This window comes from Brevundimonas sp. FV1ye29L (assembly GCF_058681095.1).
The window spans coordinates 943562-963021 of record NZ_CM178730.1; the positions used below are offsets into that span (position 1 = coordinate 943562).

Annotated in this window: 18 protein-coding genes; 4 read left to right on the forward strand and 14 right to left on the reverse strand. The window is 69.3% G+C overall.

Annotation, left to right across the window (positions count from 1 at the left end):
• Positions 1-174 precede the first annotated feature (174 nt).
• From alaS to ACW17W_RS04690, 3 genes are all read right to left on the reverse strand, one after another.
• Positions 175-2826: an alanine--tRNA ligase gene (gene alaS / locus ACW17W_RS04680; protein WP_492079578.1), complete on the reverse strand. Its 2652-nt coding sequence runs from the start codon at positions 2824-2826 to the stop codon at positions 175-177.
• Positions 2827-2973: 147 nt separating this feature from the next.
• On the reverse strand, positions 2974-3597 hold the full coding sequence (locus ACW17W_RS04685) for a hypothetical protein (protein ID WP_492079579.1): 624 nt from the start codon (positions 3595-3597) through the stop codon (positions 2974-2976).
• A 56-nt stretch (positions 3598-3653) separates the two neighbouring features.
• Positions 3654-3884, reverse strand: a complete 231-nt coding sequence (locus ACW17W_RS04690; RefSeq protein ID WP_492079580.1) for a hypothetical protein — start codon at positions 3882-3884, stop codon at positions 3654-3656.
• 127 nt (positions 3885-4011) lie between these two features.
• Between ACW17W_RS04690 and ACW17W_RS04695 the strand changes: the two genes are divergently transcribed.
• The gene (locus ACW17W_RS04695; protein ID WP_492079581.1) at positions 4012-4362 is read left to right on the forward strand and encodes a thiol-disulfide oxidoreductase DCC family protein; all 351 of its coding nucleotides are present in this window, start codon (positions 4012-4014) and stop codon (positions 4360-4362) included.
• 284 nt (positions 4363-4646) lie between these two features.
• Here the strand turns inward: ACW17W_RS04695 and recA are convergent, their stop codons facing one another.
• Positions 4647-5729, reverse strand: coding sequence for a recombinase RecA (gene recA / locus ACW17W_RS04700; RefSeq protein ID WP_492079582.1), 1083 nt, complete (start codon positions 5727-5729; stop codon positions 4647-4649).
• A 237-nt stretch (positions 5730-5966) separates the two neighbouring features.
• Between recA and ACW17W_RS04705 the strand changes: the two genes are divergently transcribed.
• Complete coding sequence (locus tag ACW17W_RS04705; RefSeq protein ID WP_492079583.1) at positions 5967-6887, forward strand: hypothetical protein; 921 nt, start codon at positions 5967-5969, stop codon at positions 6885-6887.
• Between the two features lie 11 nt (positions 6888-6898).
• On the opposite strand, the gene ACW17W_RS04710 is transcribed toward ACW17W_RS04705, so the two are convergent.
• From ACW17W_RS04710 to chpT, 4 genes are all read right to left on the reverse strand, one after another.
• Positions 6899-8863 carry a M20/M25/M40 family metallo-hydrolase gene (locus tag ACW17W_RS04710; RefSeq protein WP_492079584.1) on the reverse strand — a complete coding sequence of 655 codons (1965 nt, stop codon included), beginning with the start codon at positions 8861-8863 and terminating at the stop codon, positions 6899-6901.
• 74 nt (positions 8864-8937) lie between these two features.
• Positions 8938-9753: a CheR family methyltransferase gene (locus tag ACW17W_RS04715; RefSeq protein WP_492079585.1), complete on the reverse strand. Its 816-nt coding sequence runs from the start codon at positions 9751-9753 to the stop codon at positions 8938-8940.
• A gap of 14 nt (positions 9754-9767) precedes the next feature.
• Complete coding sequence (locus ACW17W_RS04720) at positions 9768-10184, reverse strand: response regulator (protein WP_492079586.1); 417 nt, start codon at positions 10182-10184, stop codon at positions 9768-9770.
• Between the two features lie 52 nt (positions 10185-10236).
• A complete protein-coding gene (gene chpT / locus ACW17W_RS04725; RefSeq protein WP_492079587.1) occupies positions 10237-10899 on the reverse strand; it encodes a histidine phosphotransferase ChpT in 663 nt (220 codons plus the stop codon).
• Between the two features lie 100 nt (positions 10900-10999).
• Here chpT and cysQ point away from each other — a divergent pair, with 100 nt between their 5' ends.
• Positions 11000-11782 carry a 3'(2'),5'-bisphosphate nucleotidase CysQ gene (cysQ, locus tag ACW17W_RS04730; protein WP_492079588.1) on the forward strand — a complete coding sequence of 261 codons (783 nt, stop codon included), beginning with the start codon at positions 11000-11002 and terminating at the stop codon, positions 11780-11782.
• Positions 11783-11845: 63 nt separating this feature from the next.
• On the opposite strand, the gene ACW17W_RS04735 is transcribed toward cysQ, so the two are convergent.
• The 4 genes from ACW17W_RS04735 to ACW17W_RS04750 all read right to left on the reverse strand — a co-directional run bounded on the left by ACW17W_RS04735 (position 11846) and on the right by ACW17W_RS04750 (position 16952).
• Positions 11846-13165 carry a hypothetical protein gene (locus tag ACW17W_RS04735; protein WP_492079589.1) on the reverse strand — a complete coding sequence of 440 codons (1320 nt, stop codon included), beginning with the start codon at positions 13163-13165 and terminating at the stop codon, positions 11846-11848.
• Between the two features lie 130 nt (positions 13166-13295).
• Positions 13296-13646, reverse strand: a complete 351-nt coding sequence (locus tag ACW17W_RS04740) for a hypothetical protein (protein ID WP_492079590.1) — start codon at positions 13644-13646, stop codon at positions 13296-13298.
• Between the two features lie 106 nt (positions 13647-13752).
• Positions 13753-15399 (reverse strand): peptide chain release factor 3, encoded by a 1647-nt coding sequence (locus ACW17W_RS04745; protein WP_492079591.1) that lies wholly within the window; start codon positions 15397-15399, stop codon positions 13753-13755.
• Between the two features lie 11 nt (positions 15400-15410).
• Positions 15411-16952, reverse strand: coding sequence for a DUF1570 domain-containing protein (locus tag ACW17W_RS04750; RefSeq protein ID WP_492079592.1), 1542 nt, complete (start codon positions 16950-16952; stop codon positions 15411-15413).
• A 209-nt stretch (positions 16953-17161) separates the two neighbouring features.
• Between ACW17W_RS04750 and ACW17W_RS04755 the strand changes: the two genes are divergently transcribed.
• On the forward strand, positions 17162-17320 hold the full coding sequence (locus tag ACW17W_RS04755; protein ID WP_492079593.1) for a hypothetical protein: 159 nt from the start codon (positions 17162-17164) through the stop codon (positions 17318-17320).
• A gap of 17 nt (positions 17321-17337) precedes the next feature.
• Here the strand turns inward: ACW17W_RS04755 and ACW17W_RS04760 are convergent, their stop codons facing one another.
• Both ACW17W_RS04760 and ACW17W_RS04765 read right to left on the reverse strand, forming a co-directional pair.
• The gene (locus tag ACW17W_RS04760; protein ID WP_492079594.1) at positions 17338-18927 is read right to left on the reverse strand and encodes a tetratricopeptide repeat protein; all 1590 of its coding nucleotides are present in this window, start codon (positions 18925-18927) and stop codon (positions 17338-17340) included.
• Positions 18928-19041: 114 nt separating this feature from the next.
• Positions 19042-19422 (reverse strand): hypothetical protein, encoded by a 381-nt coding sequence (locus ACW17W_RS04765; RefSeq protein WP_492079595.1) that lies wholly within the window; start codon positions 19420-19422, stop codon positions 19042-19044.
• Positions 19423-19460: the final 38 nt, after the last annotated feature.

The following is a 19460-nucleotide window of genomic DNA, read 5'->3' on the forward strand; positions in this document are numbered from 1 at the left end:
GGAGAGGGAGGCCGCGCACGGATGCGTCAGAATCCGTTCTGGCGCGGGCGGGTGAGGGGATAAGGCGGCAGCCGGTAAGCACCGTAACCCCTCACCCTTTCGCGCAAAGACCGATCGCTTCGCTCCCGGGCGCTCAAGCCCTCTCCCGCCGGGAGAGGGAAGCGCGTTGAAGTATCAGCCGGCCAGAGCGGCCCGGATGGCGGCCAGACCGGCCTCGGCCTTCGACCCGTCCGGGGCGCCGCCCTGGGCGAAGTCGGGTTTGCCGCCGGCGCCCTGACCGCCCATCGCCAGAACGGCGGCGCGGGCGAGGTCGGCGGCGTTGACGCGGTCGGTGACGTCAGAGGTCACGGCGACGGTGACGGCGGCCTTGCCGTCGGTGACGCCGATCAGGGCGACGACGCCGGCGCCGACCTGGGTCCGGAACTCCTCGGCCACGCCGCGCAGCCCCTTGCCGTCGACGCCGTCGAGGACGCGGGCGATCAGTTTGACGCCGTTGATCTCTTCCGGGGCGGCGTTGGCCGATGCCCCGCCGCCGCCGAGGGCCAGTTGTTTCTTCAGCTCGGCGACCTGTTTCTCCAGGGCCTTGACCGAGCCGGTCAGGGCCTCGACCCGGACAGGCAGGTCGGCGGGCTGGATCTTGAACGACTGGGCCAGGGACCGGGCGATCCCGGCCTGGCCCAGCAGATACTGGCGGGCGGCCTCGCCGGTCAGGGCCTCGATCCGGCGGACGCCGGCGGCGATGCCGGTCTCCTGCACGATCTTGAACAGGGCGATGTCGCCGGTGCGGGCCACATGGGTGCCCCCGCACAGTTCGACCGAATAGGGTTTGCCGGCCTCGACCAGCGACCGGCCGAGCGTCAGGACGCGGACCTCATCGCCATATTTCTCGCCGAACAGGGCGATGGCGCCGGCCTCGATGGCCTCCTGCGGGGCCATCAGCTTCGTTTCGGCCGGGAGGTTCTGGCGGATGACGGCATTGACCTCGGTCTCGATGGCGGTCAGCTCGGCCTCGGTGACCGGGGCGTTGTGGCTGAAGTCGAAACGGGCGCGATCAGCATCGACCAGCTGGCCCTTCTGGGCCACGGCGGCGCCCAGCACATTCTTCAGCGCCGTATGCAGCAGGTGGGCGGCCGAGTGGTTGGCGCGGCTGGTGCGGCGCTTTTCGGCATCGACCGACTGGACTGCGCGGGCGCCCAGTTCGAGCCGGCCCGTGGTGATCTGGGCCGACAGGACGTGCAGGTCTCCCGCGTGCTTCTTGACGTCGATGACCTCGGCCGCGCCGCCGGGCCATTCGAGCGTCCCGTGGTCGCCGGCCTGACCGCCGCTTTCGGCATAGAAGGGGGTCGCATCGAACAGGACCTCGACGATGTCGCCGGTTGCGGCCGCATCGACCGGGACGCCGTCCTTCATCAGGGCCAGGACCTCGCCCGAGCCGTCGATGGCCTCATAACCGGTGAAGACGGTCGGCCCCAGACGGTCGCGGATCGCCAGCCATTCGTTGGTGTTGGCGGTCTGGCCCGAGCCCTTCCAGTGTTCGCGCGAACGCTGGCGCTGTTCGGCCATGGCGGCCTCGAAGCCGTCGATATTGACCGAATAGCCGCGACGGCGGGCCTCGTCCTGGGTCAGGTCGAGCGGGAAGCCATAGGTGTCGGACAGGGTGAAGGCGGTCTGGCCGTCCAGCATGTCGCCGGGGCGGAAGCCCTGAACCGCCGTGTCGAACAGGGCCATGCCGCGGCCGAGGGTGGTGCGGAAACGGATCTCCTCCTGTTTCAGCGTGTCCTCGATGAAGGGCCGGGCGCGCTTCAGCTCGGGGTAGGCCTCGCCCATTTCCGAGACCAGGGTCGGGACCAGACGGTGCATCAGCGGGTCCGAGGCCCCCAGCAGGTGGGCGTGGCGCATGGCGCGGCGCATGATGCGGCGCAGGACATAGCCGCGGCCTTCATTCGACGGGGTGACCCCGTCGGCGATGAGGAAGGAGGAGGACCGCAGGTGGTCGGCGATGACCCGGTGGCTGGCGGCATGGTCGCCGTCCGACCGGGTGGAAGTGGCGTCTTCCGAGGCCGCGATCAGGGTCTGGAACAGGTCGGTGTCGAACACCGAATTCTTGCCCTGAAGCACCGAGGTCATCCGCTCCAGACCCATGCCGGTGTCGACCGAGGGCTTGGGCAGGTTGCGAACGATCTGGTCGTTCTCCTTCTCGTACTGCATGAAGACGTTGTTCCAGATCTCCACATAGCGGTCGCCGTCCTCGTCGGGGCTTCCGGGAGGGCCGCCGGGCACGTGGTCGCCATAGTCCCAGAAAATCTCGGTGCAGGGGCCGCAGGGACCCGAGTCGCCCATGGCCCAGAAGTTGTCGGACCCGGCGATGCGGATGATCTTGTCGTCAGAGAAGCCGGTGACCTTTTTCCAGATCGCGGCGGCCTCATCGTCGTCGATATAGACGGTGACCAGCAGGCGTTTCGGGTCGAGGCCGAAATCCCGGGTGACCAGTTCCCAGGCCCGCTCGATGGCGTGGTCCTTGAAATAGTCGCCGAAGGAGAAGTTGCCGAGCATTTCGAAGAAGGTCAGGTGCCGGGCGGTGTAGCCGACATTGTCCAGATCGTTGTGCTTGCCGCCGGCCCGGACGCATTTCTGGGAGCTGGTGGCGCGTGGATACGGCGGCACGGCCGCGCCGGTGAAATAGTCCTTGAACGGCACCATGCCCGCATTGACGAACATCAGGGTCGGATCGTTCTGCGGCACCAGGGGCGCGGACTGGACCTTCTCGTGGCCGTCGGCGGCGAAGAAATCGAGGTAGGTCGAACGGATCTGCTTCAGGGTGGTCATGGTGGTCTTCGGTTTCGATCGGGCGACGATGGACGAACGGGCGTCATATAGGGGTTTGACCCGGAACGCATCATTGCTGGAACCGGATCGGCGCAGCGGGGCGGGTTTGCGCTGCCGTCGATGGCGGGATGCGGGCCAGGGGGCTCTCTAGCGGGGGATGAGCGGCCCGTTGAGGTAGCCGGATCGCATCGTCACATCGACGGGGACCCCCGTCCTGACGACGACCGGTTTCAGGATCTGGCCGCCGGACCCGGGATCGGCCGGCTGGGGCGAGGTGATCTCTGTGATCAGCAGGTAGCGGCCGTCGGGAACGGACGGGAAGGTGAACGATCCGTCAGCCCGGCAGGAGGTGGACCGGATATAGGGCGACCAGTCCGTCGGCCATGAGTTGAACTGGATGGCCGGCCAGACCCAGTCGCCCCGGTCGACCACCCTGAGGGTATAGAGACGCCCGACCTGCCAGCGCATCTGTTCCGTATCGGGTATCAGGCTGACCTCGTGGCCGGCACAGGTCAGGGTGCGGGCGGGAACACGCCGGAGCGTCCCGTACTGTTGCTCATACTCCGAAATGACCGCGACCCGGCCGCTGACAGGGGCGGCGTCGGCCAGGGCCCAGGCATGGGCGGCGGGATCGATCCGGCGCATGACATCGGCCTTTCGCTCCTCCTGCGCCAGCGAGTAGGCCGCCAGGGTCATGCACCCGGCCTGGGTGGACAGGAGCCCGAGAGCCATCAGTGCGGCGGCGAAGGGTCTGTAGCTGTCGAATGTCATGACTGCGGCTTCCCGGGTCAGGGTGTGGTGTTGATCGTGGTCCGGTCAGGGCTGATTTACCCGTTGTCCGCCACGGCTTCATCGCTCTTGGTTTCGCCGTCGACGGCATCGGCCGCATCATCGTCGGCCAGGAGGGCGTCGAGGGCTTCGATGATGGCGTCGATCTGTTCGGCGCTGGCCTTGAGACGCACCAGGGCCCCGCCGTCGCCCCCGATCTCCAGCAGATAGCCGTCGTCGGCCTCGGCGAGATTGAACTGGCTCAGGGTCTGGATGTCGTCGTCGGTCATGGGGTCTTTCCTTCAGGACGGTCAGTCGGCCCGCAGTGGCAGGGTTCGCCGGTTTCGGCCGGGGAGCCGTGCGGACATGGCGTCGCAGGGTGGAGACGCAGGCTAGCAGGAGGCGTAGGACGGTTTGATGGCAAGGCTTGAAGTCTGGTTCGATGGCGACTGTCCGCTGTGCAGGCGGGAGATCCATCTGTTGCGGCGGCTGGACCGGCGCGGCGCGATCCGGTTCACCGATGTGGCGACGGGAGAGGGGACGTGCCCCGTCGACCGGGCCGAGCTGCTGGCCCGGTTTCATGCTCGCGAGAACGGACGGATGGTGTCCGGCGCCGAGGCCTTCGCCGCCATGTGGCGGGCCATCCCCCTGCTGGCCCCGTTCGGGCATCTGGCGCGCAACCGGCTGGTGCTGGCCGGGCTGGAACATCTCTATATCGGGTTTTTGAAGGTCAGGCCCCGGCTGCAGCGGGCGCTGCGCGGACCGTGAAGCCGCAAGGGCGTCCGGCGAACGCAGGCAGCTGGTGACGGGCGGCGACTGGCGATCCCGAGGGATGGCGATGAGGGGCCGATCACGGGTGGGCTGACAGGGTCGGGCCGCCCGGGTTGCCCCGGACGGCCCTGCTCCACCCGGCCGATCCCCACAAGGGTCGGTGGCGGGTCGCGAGGACCAGCCGGGCGGAGTGTCTGGTATTCCCCCGGGTCGGGGGAGGATGATCGAGGGGAGACGTTAAAAAGGAAGTGCACTTTCGTGCACTTCCTGGTCCGGAGGTATCAGCCTTCGAGGTCCTGGCCCTCGTCGGGCTCGGGCGTGCCCAGCAGCTCTTCAGCGATCTTGTTGGTCGAGGCGCGCACGGCCTTTTCGATCGAGGCGGCGATATCCGGATTGGTCTTGAGGAAGGTCCGCACGTTCTCGCGGCCCTGGCCGATCCGGGTCGAGTCATAGCTGAACCAGCTGCCCGACTTCTCGATGATCCCGGCCTTGACGCCCAGGTCGATGATCTCGCCCAGTTTGGAGATGCCCTCGCCGTACATGATGTCGAAGATGACCTCCCGGAACGGCGGGGCCACCTTGTTCTTGACCACCTTGACCCGGGTGGTGTTGCCGACCACCTCGTCGCGGTCCTTGATCGCGCCGGTGCGGCGGATGTCGAGGCGGACCGAGGCGTAGAATTTCAGCGCATTGCCGCCCGTCGTCGTTTCCGGCGAACCGTACATGACGCCGATCTTGTGACGGATCTGGTTGATGAACAGGACGATGCAGTTCGACTTGGAAATGGAGGCGGTCAGTTTGCGCAGGGCCTGGGACATCAGGCGGGCCTGGAGGCCCGGCAGGCTGTCGCCCATCTCGCCCTCGATCTCGGCGCGCGGCGTCAGGGCGGCGACGGAATCGACCACCACGATGTCCACGGCCCCCGAGCGCACCAGGGTGTCGACGATCTCCAGCGCCTGTTCACCCGTGTCGGGCTGCGACACCAGCAGGTCGTCGAGATTGACGCCCAGCTTCTGGGCGTAGCCCGGATCGAGGGCATGTTCGGCGTCGACGAAGGCGGCGGTGCCGCCGGCCTTCTGGATCTCGGCCACGGTGTGCAGGGCCAGGGTGGTCTTGCCCGAGGACTCCGGACCGAACACCTCGATCACCCGACCGCGCGGCAGGCCGCCGATGCCCAGCGCCATGTCCAGGCCCAGCGATCCGGTCGAGACGGACGGGATTTCCGCCACCACCCCGCCCTTGCCCAGCTTCATGACCGAGCCCTTGCCGAAGGCGCGATCAATCTGGGCGATCGCCGCCTCGAGCGCGCGCTGTTTGTCGCCGTCGTCCTTGCCCACCAATTTCAATGCCGCCTGCGATGCCATCTTGTTCGTGTCCCTTGCCATGATTCCCGTCGACCCGCCGGCAGGCCGGGAAATGTCCCGCTGTCCGTGAACAGAACTAGAACATGGTTTCGGCCGGTTGCCAATATGTTCTTTCGGGTCTGACGCCGTCCGTCCGCACGATACGTCCGGTTTTGGCGTAGGTCGGGCCGGCCGACCCCGGACGTTGATGAGGCGGCCGGGGCGTGTCAGGTTCGGGGGGCGGAATGGAGCGGCGTCATGATCCTGCTCGTGTTGATGCTTTTGGCGGGGCAGGAGGGCGCTGCGCCCTCGACCGTGGACGATGTGGTCGTCCATGGCGTGCGGGACGCCGCTCGAGCCTATGTCTCCGGGACAATCCAGCCCCGGCGCAGCGGGCAGCAGGTCGCGCAGATCGCGCGATGGTCCTCGCCGGTCTGCGTTCGGGTCATCGGCCCGGACCGCGAGGACGCACGGGCTCTGGAGGCGGGTATCGCCGCAACCCTGAAGGTTCTGGACGTGCCGGTCGCGGGGCCGAGGTGCACCGCGAATGCGGTGATTGCGATCACCGACCGGCCGGCGGAATTTTCACAAGGGGTGGCGCGTCGGCACCGTTTCGGCCTGTTTCGCAACAATGCGGAATCCATGGCGGCGTTCGTTGATCCGGACCGCAGGATGAGCTGGATGCACCGCATCACCTATGGCGGCGACCTGGCGCCCGGCGCCATGAGTATGATGACCGGGGCGCCGGGCGGGGAGTCGGGAGGGACGCCCACGCCCGTTGGCCGCTCAATGCTGACCGGCGGCGGCGGCGGCGCGATTCTGTCCCTGCCCTATTCCCGCATCGATCTCAGCACCGGCGCGCAGATCGATCGCGCCATGGTCGTCGTCGACACCAGGGTCGCGGAGGCGGCGCCGCGTCAGCCCCTGATCGACTATCTCGCCTATACGGTGGCGGTGGATCGTCGCGATCCGGGCGAAGGGCAGGGCGATGGCGTGCTGTCGCTGGTCGGGCCGGAGGGGCTGCGCGATCCGGAGGCGGTGCTGACGGAACAGGACGTGGCGTTTGTGCAGGCCCTCTACGCCAGCGACGACCGGCGCTCCGCCTCAATGCAGAGCGTGGACATCATCAACCGGATGGAGCGGAAGGCGCGGGAGCGGGACGCCCGCCCGGGCGACTGAACCCGCTGGATTCACTGCGTCGAGGACGGCGGCGCGGGCTCCGCGACCTGCGCCCACAGGCTCACGCCGGTCCCGAGGATCAATACCGCACAGGCGGTCGCGGCCAGCAGGCGCGGCGCCGGAATGATCCGCCCCAACGGATAGGCGAACACCAGCGCCAGCAGGGCCAGCGGGGCGAGCACGCCCGGGAGATCCATGCCGACGCCGAGGAAGACCGGGTGCGCCAGATAGACGATCCATGCGCCGCCCAGAACGGTGGCGATCGCCGGCGCAATCAGGGCGACCGGACCGACCAGCCGGGCGCTGATGACCATGGACGCGGCCAGGGCGGCAGCGGCGAGCAGGGCGGGCCACAACAGGAGGAAGGCGGCCTCCGGGGACAGGACCTGAACGACGCCGCCCAGCAGGGCCACGAGGCCGATCAGCCCGATCCAGCCGCCGCGCGTCGAGCGCGGGCCTCGCACGGTCCAGATCAGCAGGATCGAGAGGGCGGCCGCCGCCGGAACGACATAGCCGAACCCGCCCATGATCACGGCGAACAGGGCGGCGAGGGCGACCACGGCGGTCAGGGCGATCCGGCCGAACGCCTGACGCCCTGCCAACAGGGTCAGCACCACCGCCAGGATCACCAGCACGGCGCCCCCCTCGATCCAGGGCAGGCGACGCAACAGGGTATAGTAGGTCTCCGGGCTGTCGGCGCGGCTGGACAGGGGGCCGGCCAGCAGGCGGACGGCCGTGGTCAGGACCAGTCCGGTGGCGACCAGCCAAAGGCCGTCGGCGGCGCCGCGCAGGACCTCGCTGAACCGGAGCCGGGTGGCGTGGCGCGCGCCCCAGTAGCCGAAGGCGGTCAGGGCGAGGGTGACCGCAAACACCCACCAGCCGGCAGCGGGGGAGTGGCTGATGATCACCTGGCCCATCAGGTCGGCGTAGACGCGGCGCTCTCCGGCGACGGGCAGGGCGGGGGTTCGGACGAAGGCGTCGGCCGCCTCCAGCGCCTGACCGCCGATATGCTGGACCGCGCCCTGGTCGAGGGCCCCGGGCGTCGCATTCGGGGCGTGGTACTGGTCCGGACGGCCGATGAAGGCGAGATTGATCCCGGCCAGGCCCCGCTGACGCGCGATGGTGAAATCGGTGCCGTTGGGCATGTTCTCATAGACGACCACGGCCAGGGAGTTCGAGGTCGGTCCGCCCGGCGCGCGGGCGGATGCCCGGGCGAACAGTTCGATGGTCTGGCGGTTGCCGGGGCCGGTCTCGAACATCATGGCCCGGCCGCCTCCGCCCCGCGCCTCCAGATTGACCACGGCGCCGATCCGTTCGCGCAGCGGGTGCTCGCTGAAGAAGGCGCGCGCCCCGTCGAGATTCAGCTCCTCCCCGTCGGTCAGCAGGACGATCAGGGGGCGTCGGATCGGGCCGCGCGCCTTGATGGCGCGGACGGTCTCCAGCACCGCCGCCACGCCGGTCGAGTCGTCGGCCGCGCCGGGGGAGGTCGGGCTGGTGTCATAGTGGGCCATCAGGAGGACGGCGGGGGCGTTCGGCCGGGCCTGTGGTCCGGAGGCGGGAAGGACGCCGACCAGGTTCACCACCGGACTGGCCGGATCCAGACCCCAGCGCTCCATCCGACGCACGGCTTCGGGCGACAGGACGCCGGTCTGGCGTTCGGGATTGAGGCCGAGCGCGGTCATCCGCGCGAATAGATGGTCCTGGACCCGCCGATGCTCCGCCGAACCGACGGGATGCGGCGCCCGGGCGATGGCGCGGACATCGACCATGGCGCGCGCGGTGGAGAAGCCGGTCGCGGCGGTGTCGAGCCCCTGCGGCGACGGAACCTGAAGGGCGGCGATGCCCAGCGACAGGGCCAGGGCCAGGGCGCAGGGAAGGAGCGCGATGCGGCGCAGCGCCATCGGCCATGAAGGCGCCGGATCGACGCGGGCCGGATCGACGCGGGTCGGCTCTATCCGAGATGAGTCCAGCTGCATGTCATTCCCCCCGAGGCGAAGTGTAGGGCGGGAAAAAGCGGGGTGTCACGCGACTTTGGCGCGGTGGGCGGGAATCAGGCGGCGCGCGAGATCGAGGACGGCGACTTCACGAACAGTCCCTTGCGGCCGTTCACCGGTCGGAAGGCCACACTGTCGTTTTCCAGCCGTTCGTCGGCGCCGACGAACAGGCAGCCGTCGTCCACCAGCCGGCGCTCCAGCGCCTCGATGACCGCAGCCCGACGGGTCGGCTCCATATCCTTGAGTACATGGCGGCAGAAGATGACGTCGTAGCGCGGCCCCTCCAGCGGTTCGTCCAGAAGATTGGACCGGCTGAAGCGGACGGCGTCCCTCAGGTCCGCGCGGGCCACCCAGTGGTCGTCCAGCGGCTCGAACCAGCGCAACATCGTGGCGGCGGACAGGCCGCGCTGGATCTCGAAACCGGTGTAGGCGCCCGATCTTGCGCGATCGACGGCCCGGGCCGACAGGTCGGTGGCGCTGATCTCGACATGGGCCCGGGCGTCCAGGGCGGCCATAGCCAGCGAATAGGCTTCCTGACCGTTCGAACAGCCGGCCGACCAGACGCGGACCAGTCCGCCGGGCCGGGCCTTGCCGAGCGCAGGCAGCAACTCGCGGGCAAAGGAGTCGAACGGCGCGCGGTCGCGACGGAACCATGTCTCGCTGTTCAGCAGGGCCTCGATCACCGACCAGCCCAGTGAAGCGACGGGCCGCGCCCAGAGGGCGTCAAGCAGGGCCTGAACGGAGTCGAAGCCTTCGCGCCGGGCGATCGGCCCCAGGCGATGTTCGGCCAGATGCATGCGGTCCCGCGTCAGGCGGAAGCCCGCGCGGGTGGCCATCAGGGCCTGCAATCGCTCGAAATCGTCAGGAGTCATGCTGATCGCGGCCGTCAGACGGCGCCCACCTCCGCGAATTTCGACTGGAGGATCTCTCCGTCAAACGGCTTCATCACATAGTCATCGGCGCCGGCGGACAGGGCCTCGGCGATCCGTTCAGGGGCCGTCTCTACGGTGCAGAACAGGACCTTTGGCGCCTCGCCGCCCGGCAGGGCGCGAAGGCGGCGCAGGAAGGTCAGACCGTCCATCACCGGCATGTTCCAGTCCAGCAGGACGACGTCCGGCATGGCCGAGCCGCACCAGGTCAGGGCCTCCACGCCGTCCGCCGCCTCATCGACCTCAAAGCCCAGCCCCTCGACGATGCGACGGGCGACCTTGCGGATGATCCGGCTGTCGTCGACGATCAAACAGGTCCTGGGGTCCAACAGAGGTCTCCGGCGCCGGGGAATCGAGAGCGCGCCCCGCCGCATCATCGCAGGGCGGCGGTTAACGAGGCGTTGGCGTTAAGGTTTCCATGCGGTTTCAGGCGGGGAGGGCAGCCGTCAGCACGACCCGTCCCTCCTCGACGTCCAGCTCCAGCCGGCCGCCGGCGTCGCGGGCGGTCAGCCAGAGCCAGTAGGGCTGGATCCACTGGCCGGCCAGGCCGTCGGTGAGCCGCTGTCCGCGCAGTCCGGTTTCCGCCTCGGGCTTGAGCCGCGCCCGGGCGCCTTCGGCGAGGCCGCGCAGGACCAGGCCTTCCGCCGTGCGTTCGCCGGTGATGACGGCGGCGCCTCCGGAGGGCAGGGCCCCCACGGTCAGATAGGCGAGATTGATCAGGGTTCGCGCCTCCGGCTTGCTGAACGTCGATACCGACACCCGCCAGTCCATCGTCGCCCGGCCGCCCTTGACCAGTCCCTCGACCAGACCTTGAAGCTCGGCGGAGGAAAAGCTCTCGCTGCTGGTGGCGGCGCCGAAGGCGACGCGGGCGAAATGAACCAGGGCGACCATCTTGGCCGCGCTCTGGGCCACCAGGTTCAGGGCGTCCTCGCGCATGTCCTGGGCGGTCGGATCGTTCATCAAATCCAGCCCCTGCATGATCGCACCGGCCGGGCTGATGAAGTCATGGCACAGCTTTGCCGCGACATAGGTGGCCAGTTCCGTCGGTTCGAACGGCAGGGCTGAGGCGGGCATTTCGACGTCAGTCATGGAAACTCTTGAGGACGTTCGGGGGGCATTGGCGGATTTTCCGACAAACTGGGCTGATTTGCCGGTTCGCGAAACCGGGGATGTCGGCTATCGGAGCCGCATGAAGACCGACGCTCTCGCCCGTGACCTCGCCTCCGGCGCCCTCCACGACACCATCGCCGACATCGCCGAGGAGGCGGCCCGTGTGATCCTGCCCTACTGGCGCGCCGATGCGGCGGTGCAGACCAAGGCGGACGACAGTCCCGTCACCCTGGCCGACCAGCAGGCCGAGGCCCTGATTCTGGAGCGGCTCTCCGCCCTGTGGCCCGGGGTCCAGACCGTGGCCGAGGAGGCGGTCGCGGCCGATGGCGCGCCCGATGCCGCCGAGGCGGTGTTCTGGCTGATCGATCCGCTGGACGGCACGCGCGGCTTTGTGGCGGGCAAGGAGTCCTTCACCGTCAATATCGCCCTGATCCAGAACGGCTATCCGGTCGCGGGCGTGGTCACGGCGCCGGCGACGGCGACCAGCTACCGGGTCGGCCCCGACGGCGCCCAGAGGCGCGGCTTCGGCGAGGCCTGGCGCGCCATCAAGGTGCGGGAACGGCCTTCCGACGGCGTCGCCCTGCTGAGCCACAGCGTCACGGACGCCGAGGCCGACCGGCTGATGAAACAGCATGGCTGTGTGCGCTGGCAGGGCGCGGATTCCTCGCTGAAATTCTGTCTGATCGCCGAGGGCCGTTTCGACGCCTATCCGCGCTCGGGACCCACCCACGAATGGGATACGGCGGCGGGTCAGGCGGTGCTGGAGGCTGCAGGCGGCCGGGTGCTGGGCCCCGACAGCCAGCGGCTGGCCTATGGCAAGCCCGGCTTCAGGAACGGGCCGTTCACCGCGCTCGGCGGATAGCGGCCTTTCATTGATCGACCTCGGCGGTGCGGATCCGGTCCCGGGCTGACGCGTCGCAGAATTTCAGACGTTGATCGAACGCCCGGGCATCAGGGCCTCGGCGGCGGCGGCCAGGTCGGGCAGGCCGCGGTCGCGGGCGATCTCCGCCGCCTCGAACAGGGCGAAGCCGGATGGAGGGCAGTCCGTATCCCCGGTCAGGCGCGCGCGTGCGGCGTCCAGACGCGCCAGGGCGATCTGATCCACCGCCCAGTCCAGGTCGCCCGCCCCGTCCTCGACGGGGTGTGCGGCCGCAGCGTCGGTCCCTGAGGCGAGGGCCGACGTCGAGGCGCGGCGAACCACGCTCAGCCGCCGCAGGATGGCGTCGCGCTGCTCCTGCATCAGGTCGCGGTCACGGGCGGCCGCCGCGGCGCGGGTCTCGACCTCCTGCCGTCGGTCGCGGGCGAGGGCACCGAGCACCAGCCCCTGACCGCCGCCCAGGGCCTCGGCCTGACGCAACAGGGTCAGGGACACGGCGCCGGGCGTCGCCGAGCGGGCCAACTGGATGGCCACCCAGTCCAGCGGGCTGTGGTCCGGGGTGAACTGATCGGCGGCGCCGTCGAACATCAGCCGGGCCTGGGCGTGGGCCTCGTCGTCGCCGGCGAGGGCGGCCAGGGCCGACAGCCCGGCGGCGCAAAGCGTCAGGGCGCGGGCGCGGCTCAGCGGCCGCCGGTCGGGATCGGCGCCCGAGACCAGACGGCGAAGCTCGCCGCCGGCCTGATCCAGCAGATGGGCGTCCCGTCGCATGACCCCGGTCTCCAGAGCCAGGGCCGCGCGTTCCAGCCGCAGGTCATCCGAAGGCCCGGCGCGGCACGCCTCGATCAGCGCAATGGCCGCATCCATCAGGGCGGCGGCGCGCAGCAGGATTTCGGGTTTGTTGGCCAGCCGGGCCTGACGCAGGCGCAGCCGGGCGTGGACGCCGGCCAGAGCGGCGGCGGTCGTCGGGCGCAGGTCGGGCGTTTGTCGGGGCGCGGCCGCGACCGCCTTCTCAAGGGTCGCTATTCCGCCGCACAGGTCGAACCGGGCCATCAGGCCGAGGGCGGTCTCGATCTGGGCCCGGACCGTCTCCTCGGGCGTGCGGGCGGCGCGTCGGGCGTCGTCCGCAGCATTCAGGGCGCGTTTCAGACTGTCGGCCGAGCCGGTGCGGCGGGCGTGCTCGCGCCACAGCAGCGCGCCGCGCATCCAGCCGATGAAGGGTCTGGCGCAGGACACGCGACCGGCGTCGGTGCACTGGGTCCGGGCCTCGCGCGACAGCAGTTCCGGCCCGATCAGCTCCAGCCAGCCGAGGTCATCGGCGTCCCGCGATGACCCGAACAGATTTCGCAAACCCTTGCCGAACTCGAACATGCGCCTCGCCAGCCTTTCGCCCGTCCCGGATCGGGACCGATGGGAGGATCCCCCCGTCTCTCCTGCAAACGCAGCGCCGCCGGCGGAGTTCGCCAGAACCGGGGCCAGTCGCCAGAGGGAAGGCCGAAGATCAGCCAAGGTCGGGCGTCCTCTGACGGCAACGCGCCAGAACGGCGCGGGTGGCGGCGTCCCCGGCGTTGAGCTCGCGCACGGCCCGGATCCGCGCGCCCGCCTGATCGGCATCGGCGGCGGCGGGCGTCTTGCCGGCGGTCACCGCCGCCTGACCCGCCGTCAGCGACCAGAACAGGGCCGCGTCCGACAGGGCCCGGCCCTCGGCGCTCTCGCCGCCCTCCAGCTCCGACGCCGCCTGGGTCACCCCGGCGCACCGCACCGTTTCCTCATAGGACATCAGCCGCGCGGGCGGTGACGCCCCTGAAGGCGCGGCCTGAAGGATGGAAAGGCTCAGCAGCGAGACGATCATCGGGGCTCCGCGACGCGGCGACGTCAACCGGAGACTACCAAACCATGCGGAGGCGTCCGAAGGAAGGCGTCGGCATGGGCGCTCGTGCCCTGCCGGGTATCTGTCGCTACCCCCGTTCCTTCGTCTTCGAGAACCGCACCTTCGGGAAACGCTCGCCGACGTAGCCGGTTTCCCAGCTGGATTTGGCCAGGAAGACCGGGGACTGGTCGATGTCGGTCGCCATCTGGGGGCGGTATTTGCCCATGAAGTCCTCGAGGTCGGCCCTTTCCCCCAGAAGCCAGCGGGCCTCGGCCCAGGGGCTGTGCTCGAAGATGACGTCCAGGCCGTATTCCTCGCCCAGACGGTCGGCCATCACCTCGAACTGCAGCTGACCGACGGCGCCGACGATGAAGTCCGCGCCGAGTTCCGGGCGGAACAGCTGGGTCACGCCTTCCTCGGCCAGACCGTCCAGCGCCTTCTTCAGGTGTTTGGCCTTGAGCGGGTCCTTGACCCGGACGCGCTGAAGGATTTCCGGGGCGAAGTTCGGCAGGCCGGCGAAACGGACCATGCCGCTTTCCGACAGGCTGTCGCCGACCCGCAGGACGCCGTGGTTGGGAATGCCGATGACGTCGCCGGCATAGGCGTCCTCGGCCAGTTCGCGGTCGCTGGCGAAGAACATGATCGGGGCGTTGACCGACAGCTGTTTGCCGGTGTTCTGGACCTTCAGCTTCATGCCGCGCTGGAACTTGCCAGAGGCCATGCGGAACATGGCGATGCGGTCGCGATGGTTGGGGTCCATATTGGCCTGGACCTTGAAGACGAAGCCGGTGACCTCGTCCGACCCGGGCTCGACGGTCAGGTCGACGGGGGCGGGGGCGTTGCGGGTCTCGGGCGGGGCTTCCTTCCTCGCCTTCATGACCTTGGGCGGGGGGGCCCATTCGCCGATGGCGGCCAGCAGCTCGTCGATGCCGAAGTGGCGCAGGGCCGAACCCCACAGGATCGGCGTCATATGGCCCTCCAGGAAGGCCTGACGGTCGAAGGCCGGATAGCCGCCCTCGACCAGTTCGGCGGCGTCGCGCAGCTCCTGCAGTTCGCCGGGTTCGAAATATTGCGAGGCGGCGTCCAGATGCAGGGCCTCGGGGTGGCCGGCGTCCTCGACGGCGCCGGGGATCTTGCGGGCATAGGGCTGGAACCGGCCGGTCCCGACCTCGACCATGCCGCGCAGCCGGTTGCCGCTCTGGGCCGGCCACCAGATGGGGGCGGGGTCGAGCTGGAGCTGGGAGGCGATCTGGTCCAGCAGCTCCATCGGGTCCAGGGCCTCGCGGTCCAGCTTGTTGATGAAGGTGATGATCGGGATGTCGCGCAGGCGGCAGACCTCGAACAGCTTCAGCGTCTGGGGCTCGATGCCCTTGGCGGCGTCCAGCACCATGATGGCGCAGTCGGCGGCGGTCAGGGTGCGGTAGGTGTCTTCCGAGAAGTCCTCGTGCCCGGGGGTGTCCAGCAGGTTGAACATCCGGGCCAGGCCGTCCGCGGGCGTGTGCTCGAAGGTCATGACCGAGGCCGAGACGGAGATGCCGCGCTCCTTCTCGATCTTCATCCAGTCGGACTGGGTGCGCCGGTTCTCGCCCCGCGCCCGCACGGCGCCGGCCGCGCGGATGGCTCCGCCCGCCAGCAGGATATGCTCGGTCAGGGTGGTCTTGCCCGCATCGGGGTGGGCGATGATGGCGAAGGTCCTGCGGCGCAGGGCCTCTTCGGCGACAGTGAGTTTCGACATGGGCCGGGGCGTTAGCCCTGATCGGGTTCGCCCGCAACGTCCGAACCCGCCTCCGCTTCCGGTGCGGCCTCGGCGTCGGGACGGATCTGTTGCAGGCGCTGACGGGCGCGGGCGGCGCCGGGGCCGCCGTGGGGGTCGTTGGCGAGCGGCAGCAACAGGGTTGCGGCGACGTCGTTCTGTCCGGCCCGGCTGAAGGCCTCGGCCGCCTCCCAGCGCACGGCGCCGACCTGGGGCGCCAGCTGCGCCGCCAGGGCCCAGGTCGCCAGATCGTTGTCGTCCGGATAGCCGGCGGCGGTGCGGCGACTGCGGCCCAGCGCCAGATAGATGCGATAGTCGTCGGGATCGGCGTTCATCGCCCGGCCGAGAAAGGCGCGGGCCTGACGCTGCAGCCGGTCGCGGGTCTCGCGGTCGTTGGCTTCCCCGGCCTGATTCGCAGCCCGCATCCGCAGTTTCGCCATCCAGCGCAGGGCCTCCTCGTCCGCTGGATCGGCCGCGAGCATCGCGTCGAGGGCGGCCTCGGCGGCGGCGGCCTCGCCCAGCTGGAACTCGGCCCTGGCGAGGGTCATCCGGGCCAGCCGGTCCTCGGGCCAGCGCGCCGCCAGGGCCCGCACCCGCGCCAGCACCTCCGGTCCGTCCGGACCGCGCTGGGGATAGGTCAGGCGGCGTGAGAGGGCGAACAGGGCGTCGGCGGACGGCCCGAGGGTCTCGATGCGGATATCCAGCGGGGGCGACGGGGGGGTGGAGAAGACGGCATAGGGCATGGTCCCCGCGCGATAGCGTCGGACCGCGGTCTCCAGCTCGTCCGGCGTCATGCCGAAGGCCGGCTGGATGGCTTCCAGGGATCCGGCGCCCTCGCCGACCGCGCGCAGATAGGCCTCCAGCTGACGCAGCCGTGGCGGATCACTGAGCAGATAGTGGGTCAGCAGCCACGACTGGGCGTAGAAGGCCGCCATATGCTCCCGGCTGGATGACAGGGCGCGGCGGGTCATCAGCACCTCGATCGGCATCCAGGGCAGCCGGTTCATCGTGGCGATGCGGGCGTCGTCGCGATAGCCGACGCGGGTCTCCCGCGCGTCGATACGCGCGGTCTTGTAGTAGTCGGCCACGCCCTCCGTGAACCATGCGGGGGTCGCCCCGGGGAAGTTCTGGCGCATGACGTGGTGGACGTACTCATGCAGGAGGATCGTCTCGTCGCCCTGGCGCGGCAGGGCGGCGTAGATGTCGTGCTCGGTCGCGGAATAGTAGCCGCCGGCGTTCCGGGGTACGCCCGGCCAGACGTCTTCCATGCCCTGACGCCCGCTGGTCAGGATGATGGTCAGGGGCCGCGCCGGCGGATCCTGACTGAGACCGAACGGCGCACGGATCAGGCGGTCGAACCGGTGCAGTCCCTCGGCCCGTTCGCGCAGGCTGGCTTCGCTGCCTTCGGAATAGATGATGAAGCGGTCGGTCACGGCGCGACGCCATTCGGCGAAGGCGACGCCGGGGGCGGCGATGAGGGCAAGGCCCAGAGCCAGGGCGGCGAGGGCGGGCAATCGATGAAACAGGCGGATCATACGGGCGGTCCGTGAGGGAGACGCGGGGAACAGAGGAGGCGGGGTCGGACCGGGCAGGGTCGGGATCAGATCAGTCTGGCCCAGGTCAGTGACAAAACGATGCCTCTGGCCAGGAGCGGGTTTCGGGTTCATCGTCACCGGCGACGAGACGCATCGGCCACGCAGCCGGGCGCCGTCGGGACATGGAAACGCGCGAAAGGAATGCGCCAATGGCTATGCTTGATCCTGCGGACGGCCGGTCCGACGTCTCCCGGACGCCGCCCTCCGAGGCGCCGACCCGACACCCGATGATCTGTCTCGCGGGCGGTTTCGGCTTCATTATCGGGACGGCGCTGCTGGTGCATCTGGTGTTCAACGCGGTCATCTGACCAGAAGGCGCGACCGGTCAACCGACTGAGTCGCCGCCTTCATCGCCGCCGCCCTCTTCACCCCCGCCGTTTTCTTCCCCGGCCGCCTCTTCGGCCTCAAGTTCGTCCCCGGTCGCAGTCCCCGGCAGTCCGGCCTTGCTGCGGACCTCAGCCAACTGGCGTCGCAGGGCAGCCATCCCCGATCCGCCATGGGGATTGTTGGCGATCGGCGACAGGATGGCGATCGCATTGGCGTAGTCGCCCTTCTGCGCCAGGATCCGGGCTGCTCGAACGCCCAGCGCCTGGACCTGGGGCGCGAGGGCGCGGCCCATCAGCAAGCTGTTGAGGTCGTTGTCGGTCGGATAGCCTTCGGTGGTCCGGCTGGCCCTGTCGAGGGCGAGGTAGAGCCGGTAGTCCGAACTGTCGAGCGGGTAGGCCTGGGCCAGGGCGAGCCCCGCCTGATCGAAAAGGTTGCGGTAAAGGTCGGGATCGCTCTCCTTGACGGCGTCTCCATGGTCCATCAGGGCGACCGCCTTCATCCGCAAGGCCAGCGGGTCGTCCGGCTGTCGGGCGAGGCTGGCGTCCATGATGCGCACGGCCTCTGCGGGCTGTTTCATGTCGAGATGGGCCTGGGCCAGGACGCGCGCGGCCCAGGGATCGTCGGGATATCGCGCAGCGATGCCCCGGGCCTCGGCCAGGTTTCCGGCCCGCAGGGGCTCGGGCACAAATCGGGCGAGGCGCAGATCCAGCCAGATCAGATCGCCGGCCGAGGCCGGCAGGCGGGTCACGGTCACGTCAGCGGGCGGCGTTTCCCGCTGTTCAGGACGAAAGGCGATCCGGCCGAGATAGGTCTGGACCTCGCGTTGCAACCGGGCGGGCGTAAAGCCGGTCGCGGGCTCAAGCGAGGCGACGGGATCGCCGCCGTTCATCACGGCCCGCAGATAGCGCCCCATCGCCGCCCGGCGTTCATCCGTACTCAGGAAATAGTGGGTCAGGGCCCAGGACTGGGCGTAATAGAAATGCCCGCGTCCCCGGAAGGCGGACGAGCGCGATCGAAGCACAGCCTCCATCGGCAGCCAGCTGTTCTCGCCCATCGTCAGGGAGTTCATACGCCCGGGGCTGTGCAGGCCCACACGCATCCGGCTGGGCGTCAGGTCCGCCGTGGCGAAGAACTCGGCAAAACCCTCCACGAACCAACCGGGATAGGCGCCCGGCATGTATTGATACATGAAATGGTGGCCATATTCATGAAACAGCGTGTGGTCGTTTTCAGTGCCGCTGCCGCCCGTGACGGCGAAAATCCGCTCCTCGCCTGGCGTATAGAAGCCGCCGACATTGGCCGGGATGTCCGGCCAGATCTTGCGCATATCCTCGCGCCCGTCGGCCAGGTAGATCGTCAGCTTCGCCGCCTTGATCACCTGCGCACGCGGCGGGAACCAGATGCGCAGCAGGCCGTCGAACCGTTCCACCTTGCGCGTATAGTTGCGGATCGCGGCTTCCGAGGTGTCGCCATAGACGACGAAATGTTCGCTCTCGGCCTTCAGCCATTCGGCCTGAACCGGACTGGCCAGGGCCAGCGCGAGGAACAGCGAGGCGGCGGCGCCCCAGGATTTCAGTCTGTCAAACACGATACGCCCTCACCCCGATACGGGATTGAGGCCACAGGCCGGCCGCCCACGCAAGCGCGGCCATGACTCTCGCGGACTGGAACCCCGATCTGTGCAGCGCCGGCGAAGCGGCGATCAGGCCGCCATACGGTTCCAGACCGCCCGGTCGGCCGTCACCGGGGTCAGGGCGCCCAGATGGTCGCTGGCGTTCAACTGATGCATGACCGCCTCGGGCAGGGCGCAGAAGCGGGGTTCGACCAACTCGGGCGGGCAGTTGCGGGCAGGGGCGGCGAACAGGGCGGCGTTCACCTCCGGCGACCGGTCGGCGATCAGCCAGGCCAGACGGCGGGCGCGTTCGGGATCGGTGCGGTGCAGCAGCGGCTCCTCGGAGAACAGTTCGCAACCGAGTTCCAGGATATAGTCGAAGTCCAGCCTCTCGAACCGGCGCGCATCGACGGCCGAGACCGGGCAGGCCTCGTCAAGATCGAAGACGACGTCGTTGAGAAGGAAAAGCATGGACGGCCCCACTGGCTTCGACCGGATCAGCCGACATG

Bases quoted from the DNA above. Each gene is read 5' to 3' on its own strand.
- alaS (WP_492079578.1), bottom strand. From the start codon at position 2,826: ATGACCACCCTGAAGCAGATCCGTTCGACCTACCTCGATTTCTTCGCC.
- ACW17W_RS04685 (WP_492079579.1), bottom strand. From the start codon at position 3,597: ATGACATTCGACAGCTACAGACCCTTCGCCGCCGCACTGATGGCTCTC.
- ACW17W_RS04690 (WP_492079580.1), bottom strand. From the start codon at position 3,884: ATGACCGACGACGACATCCAGACCCTGAGCCAGTTCAATCTCGCCGAG.
- ACW17W_RS04695 (WP_492079581.1), top strand. From the start codon at position 4,012: ATGGCAAGGCTTGAAGTCTGGTTCGATGGCGACTGTCCGCTGTGCAGG.
- recA (WP_492079582.1), bottom strand. From the start codon at position 5,729: ATGGCATCGCAGGCGGCATTGAAATTGGTGGGCAAGGACGACGGCGAC.
- ACW17W_RS04705 (WP_492079583.1), top strand. From the start codon at position 5,967: ATGATCCTGCTCGTGTTGATGCTTTTGGCGGGGCAGGAGGGCGCTGCG.
- ACW17W_RS04710 (WP_492079584.1), bottom strand. From the start codon at position 8,863: ATGCAGCTGGACTCATCTCGGATAGAGCCGACCCGCGTCGATCCGGCC.
- ACW17W_RS04715 (WP_492079585.1), bottom strand. From the start codon at position 9,753: ATGACTCCTGACGATTTCGAGCGATTGCAGGCCCTGATGGCCACCCGC.
- ACW17W_RS04720 (WP_492079586.1), bottom strand. From the start codon at position 10,184: ATGCGGCGGGGCGCGCTCTCGATTCCCCGGCGCCGGAGACCTCTGTTG.
- chpT (WP_492079587.1), bottom strand. From the start codon at position 10,899: ATGACTGACGTCGAAATGCCCGCCTCAGCCCTGCCGTTCGAACCGACG.
- cysQ (WP_492079588.1), top strand. From the start codon at position 11,000: ATGAAGACCGACGCTCTCGCCCGTGACCTCGCCTCCGGCGCCCTCCAC.
- ACW17W_RS04735 (WP_492079589.1), bottom strand. From the start codon at position 13,165: ATGTTCGAGTTCGGCAAGGGTTTGCGAAATCTGTTCGGGTCATCGCGG.
- ACW17W_RS04740 (WP_492079590.1), bottom strand. From the start codon at position 13,646: ATGATCGTCTCGCTGCTGAGCCTTTCCATCCTTCAGGCCGCGCCTTCA.
- ACW17W_RS04745 (WP_492079591.1), bottom strand. From the start codon at position 15,399: ATGTCGAAACTCACTGTCGCCGAAGAGGCCCTGCGCCGCAGGACCTTC.
- ACW17W_RS04750 (WP_492079592.1), bottom strand. From the start codon at position 16,952: ATGATCCGCCTGTTTCATCGATTGCCCGCCCTCGCCGCCCTGGCTCTG.
- ACW17W_RS04755 (WP_492079593.1), top strand. From the start codon at position 17,162: ATGGCTATGCTTGATCCTGCGGACGGCCGGTCCGACGTCTCCCGGACG.
- ACW17W_RS04765 (WP_492079595.1), bottom strand. From the start codon at position 19,422: ATGCTTTTCCTTCTCAACGACGTCGTCTTCGATCTTGACGAGGCCTGC.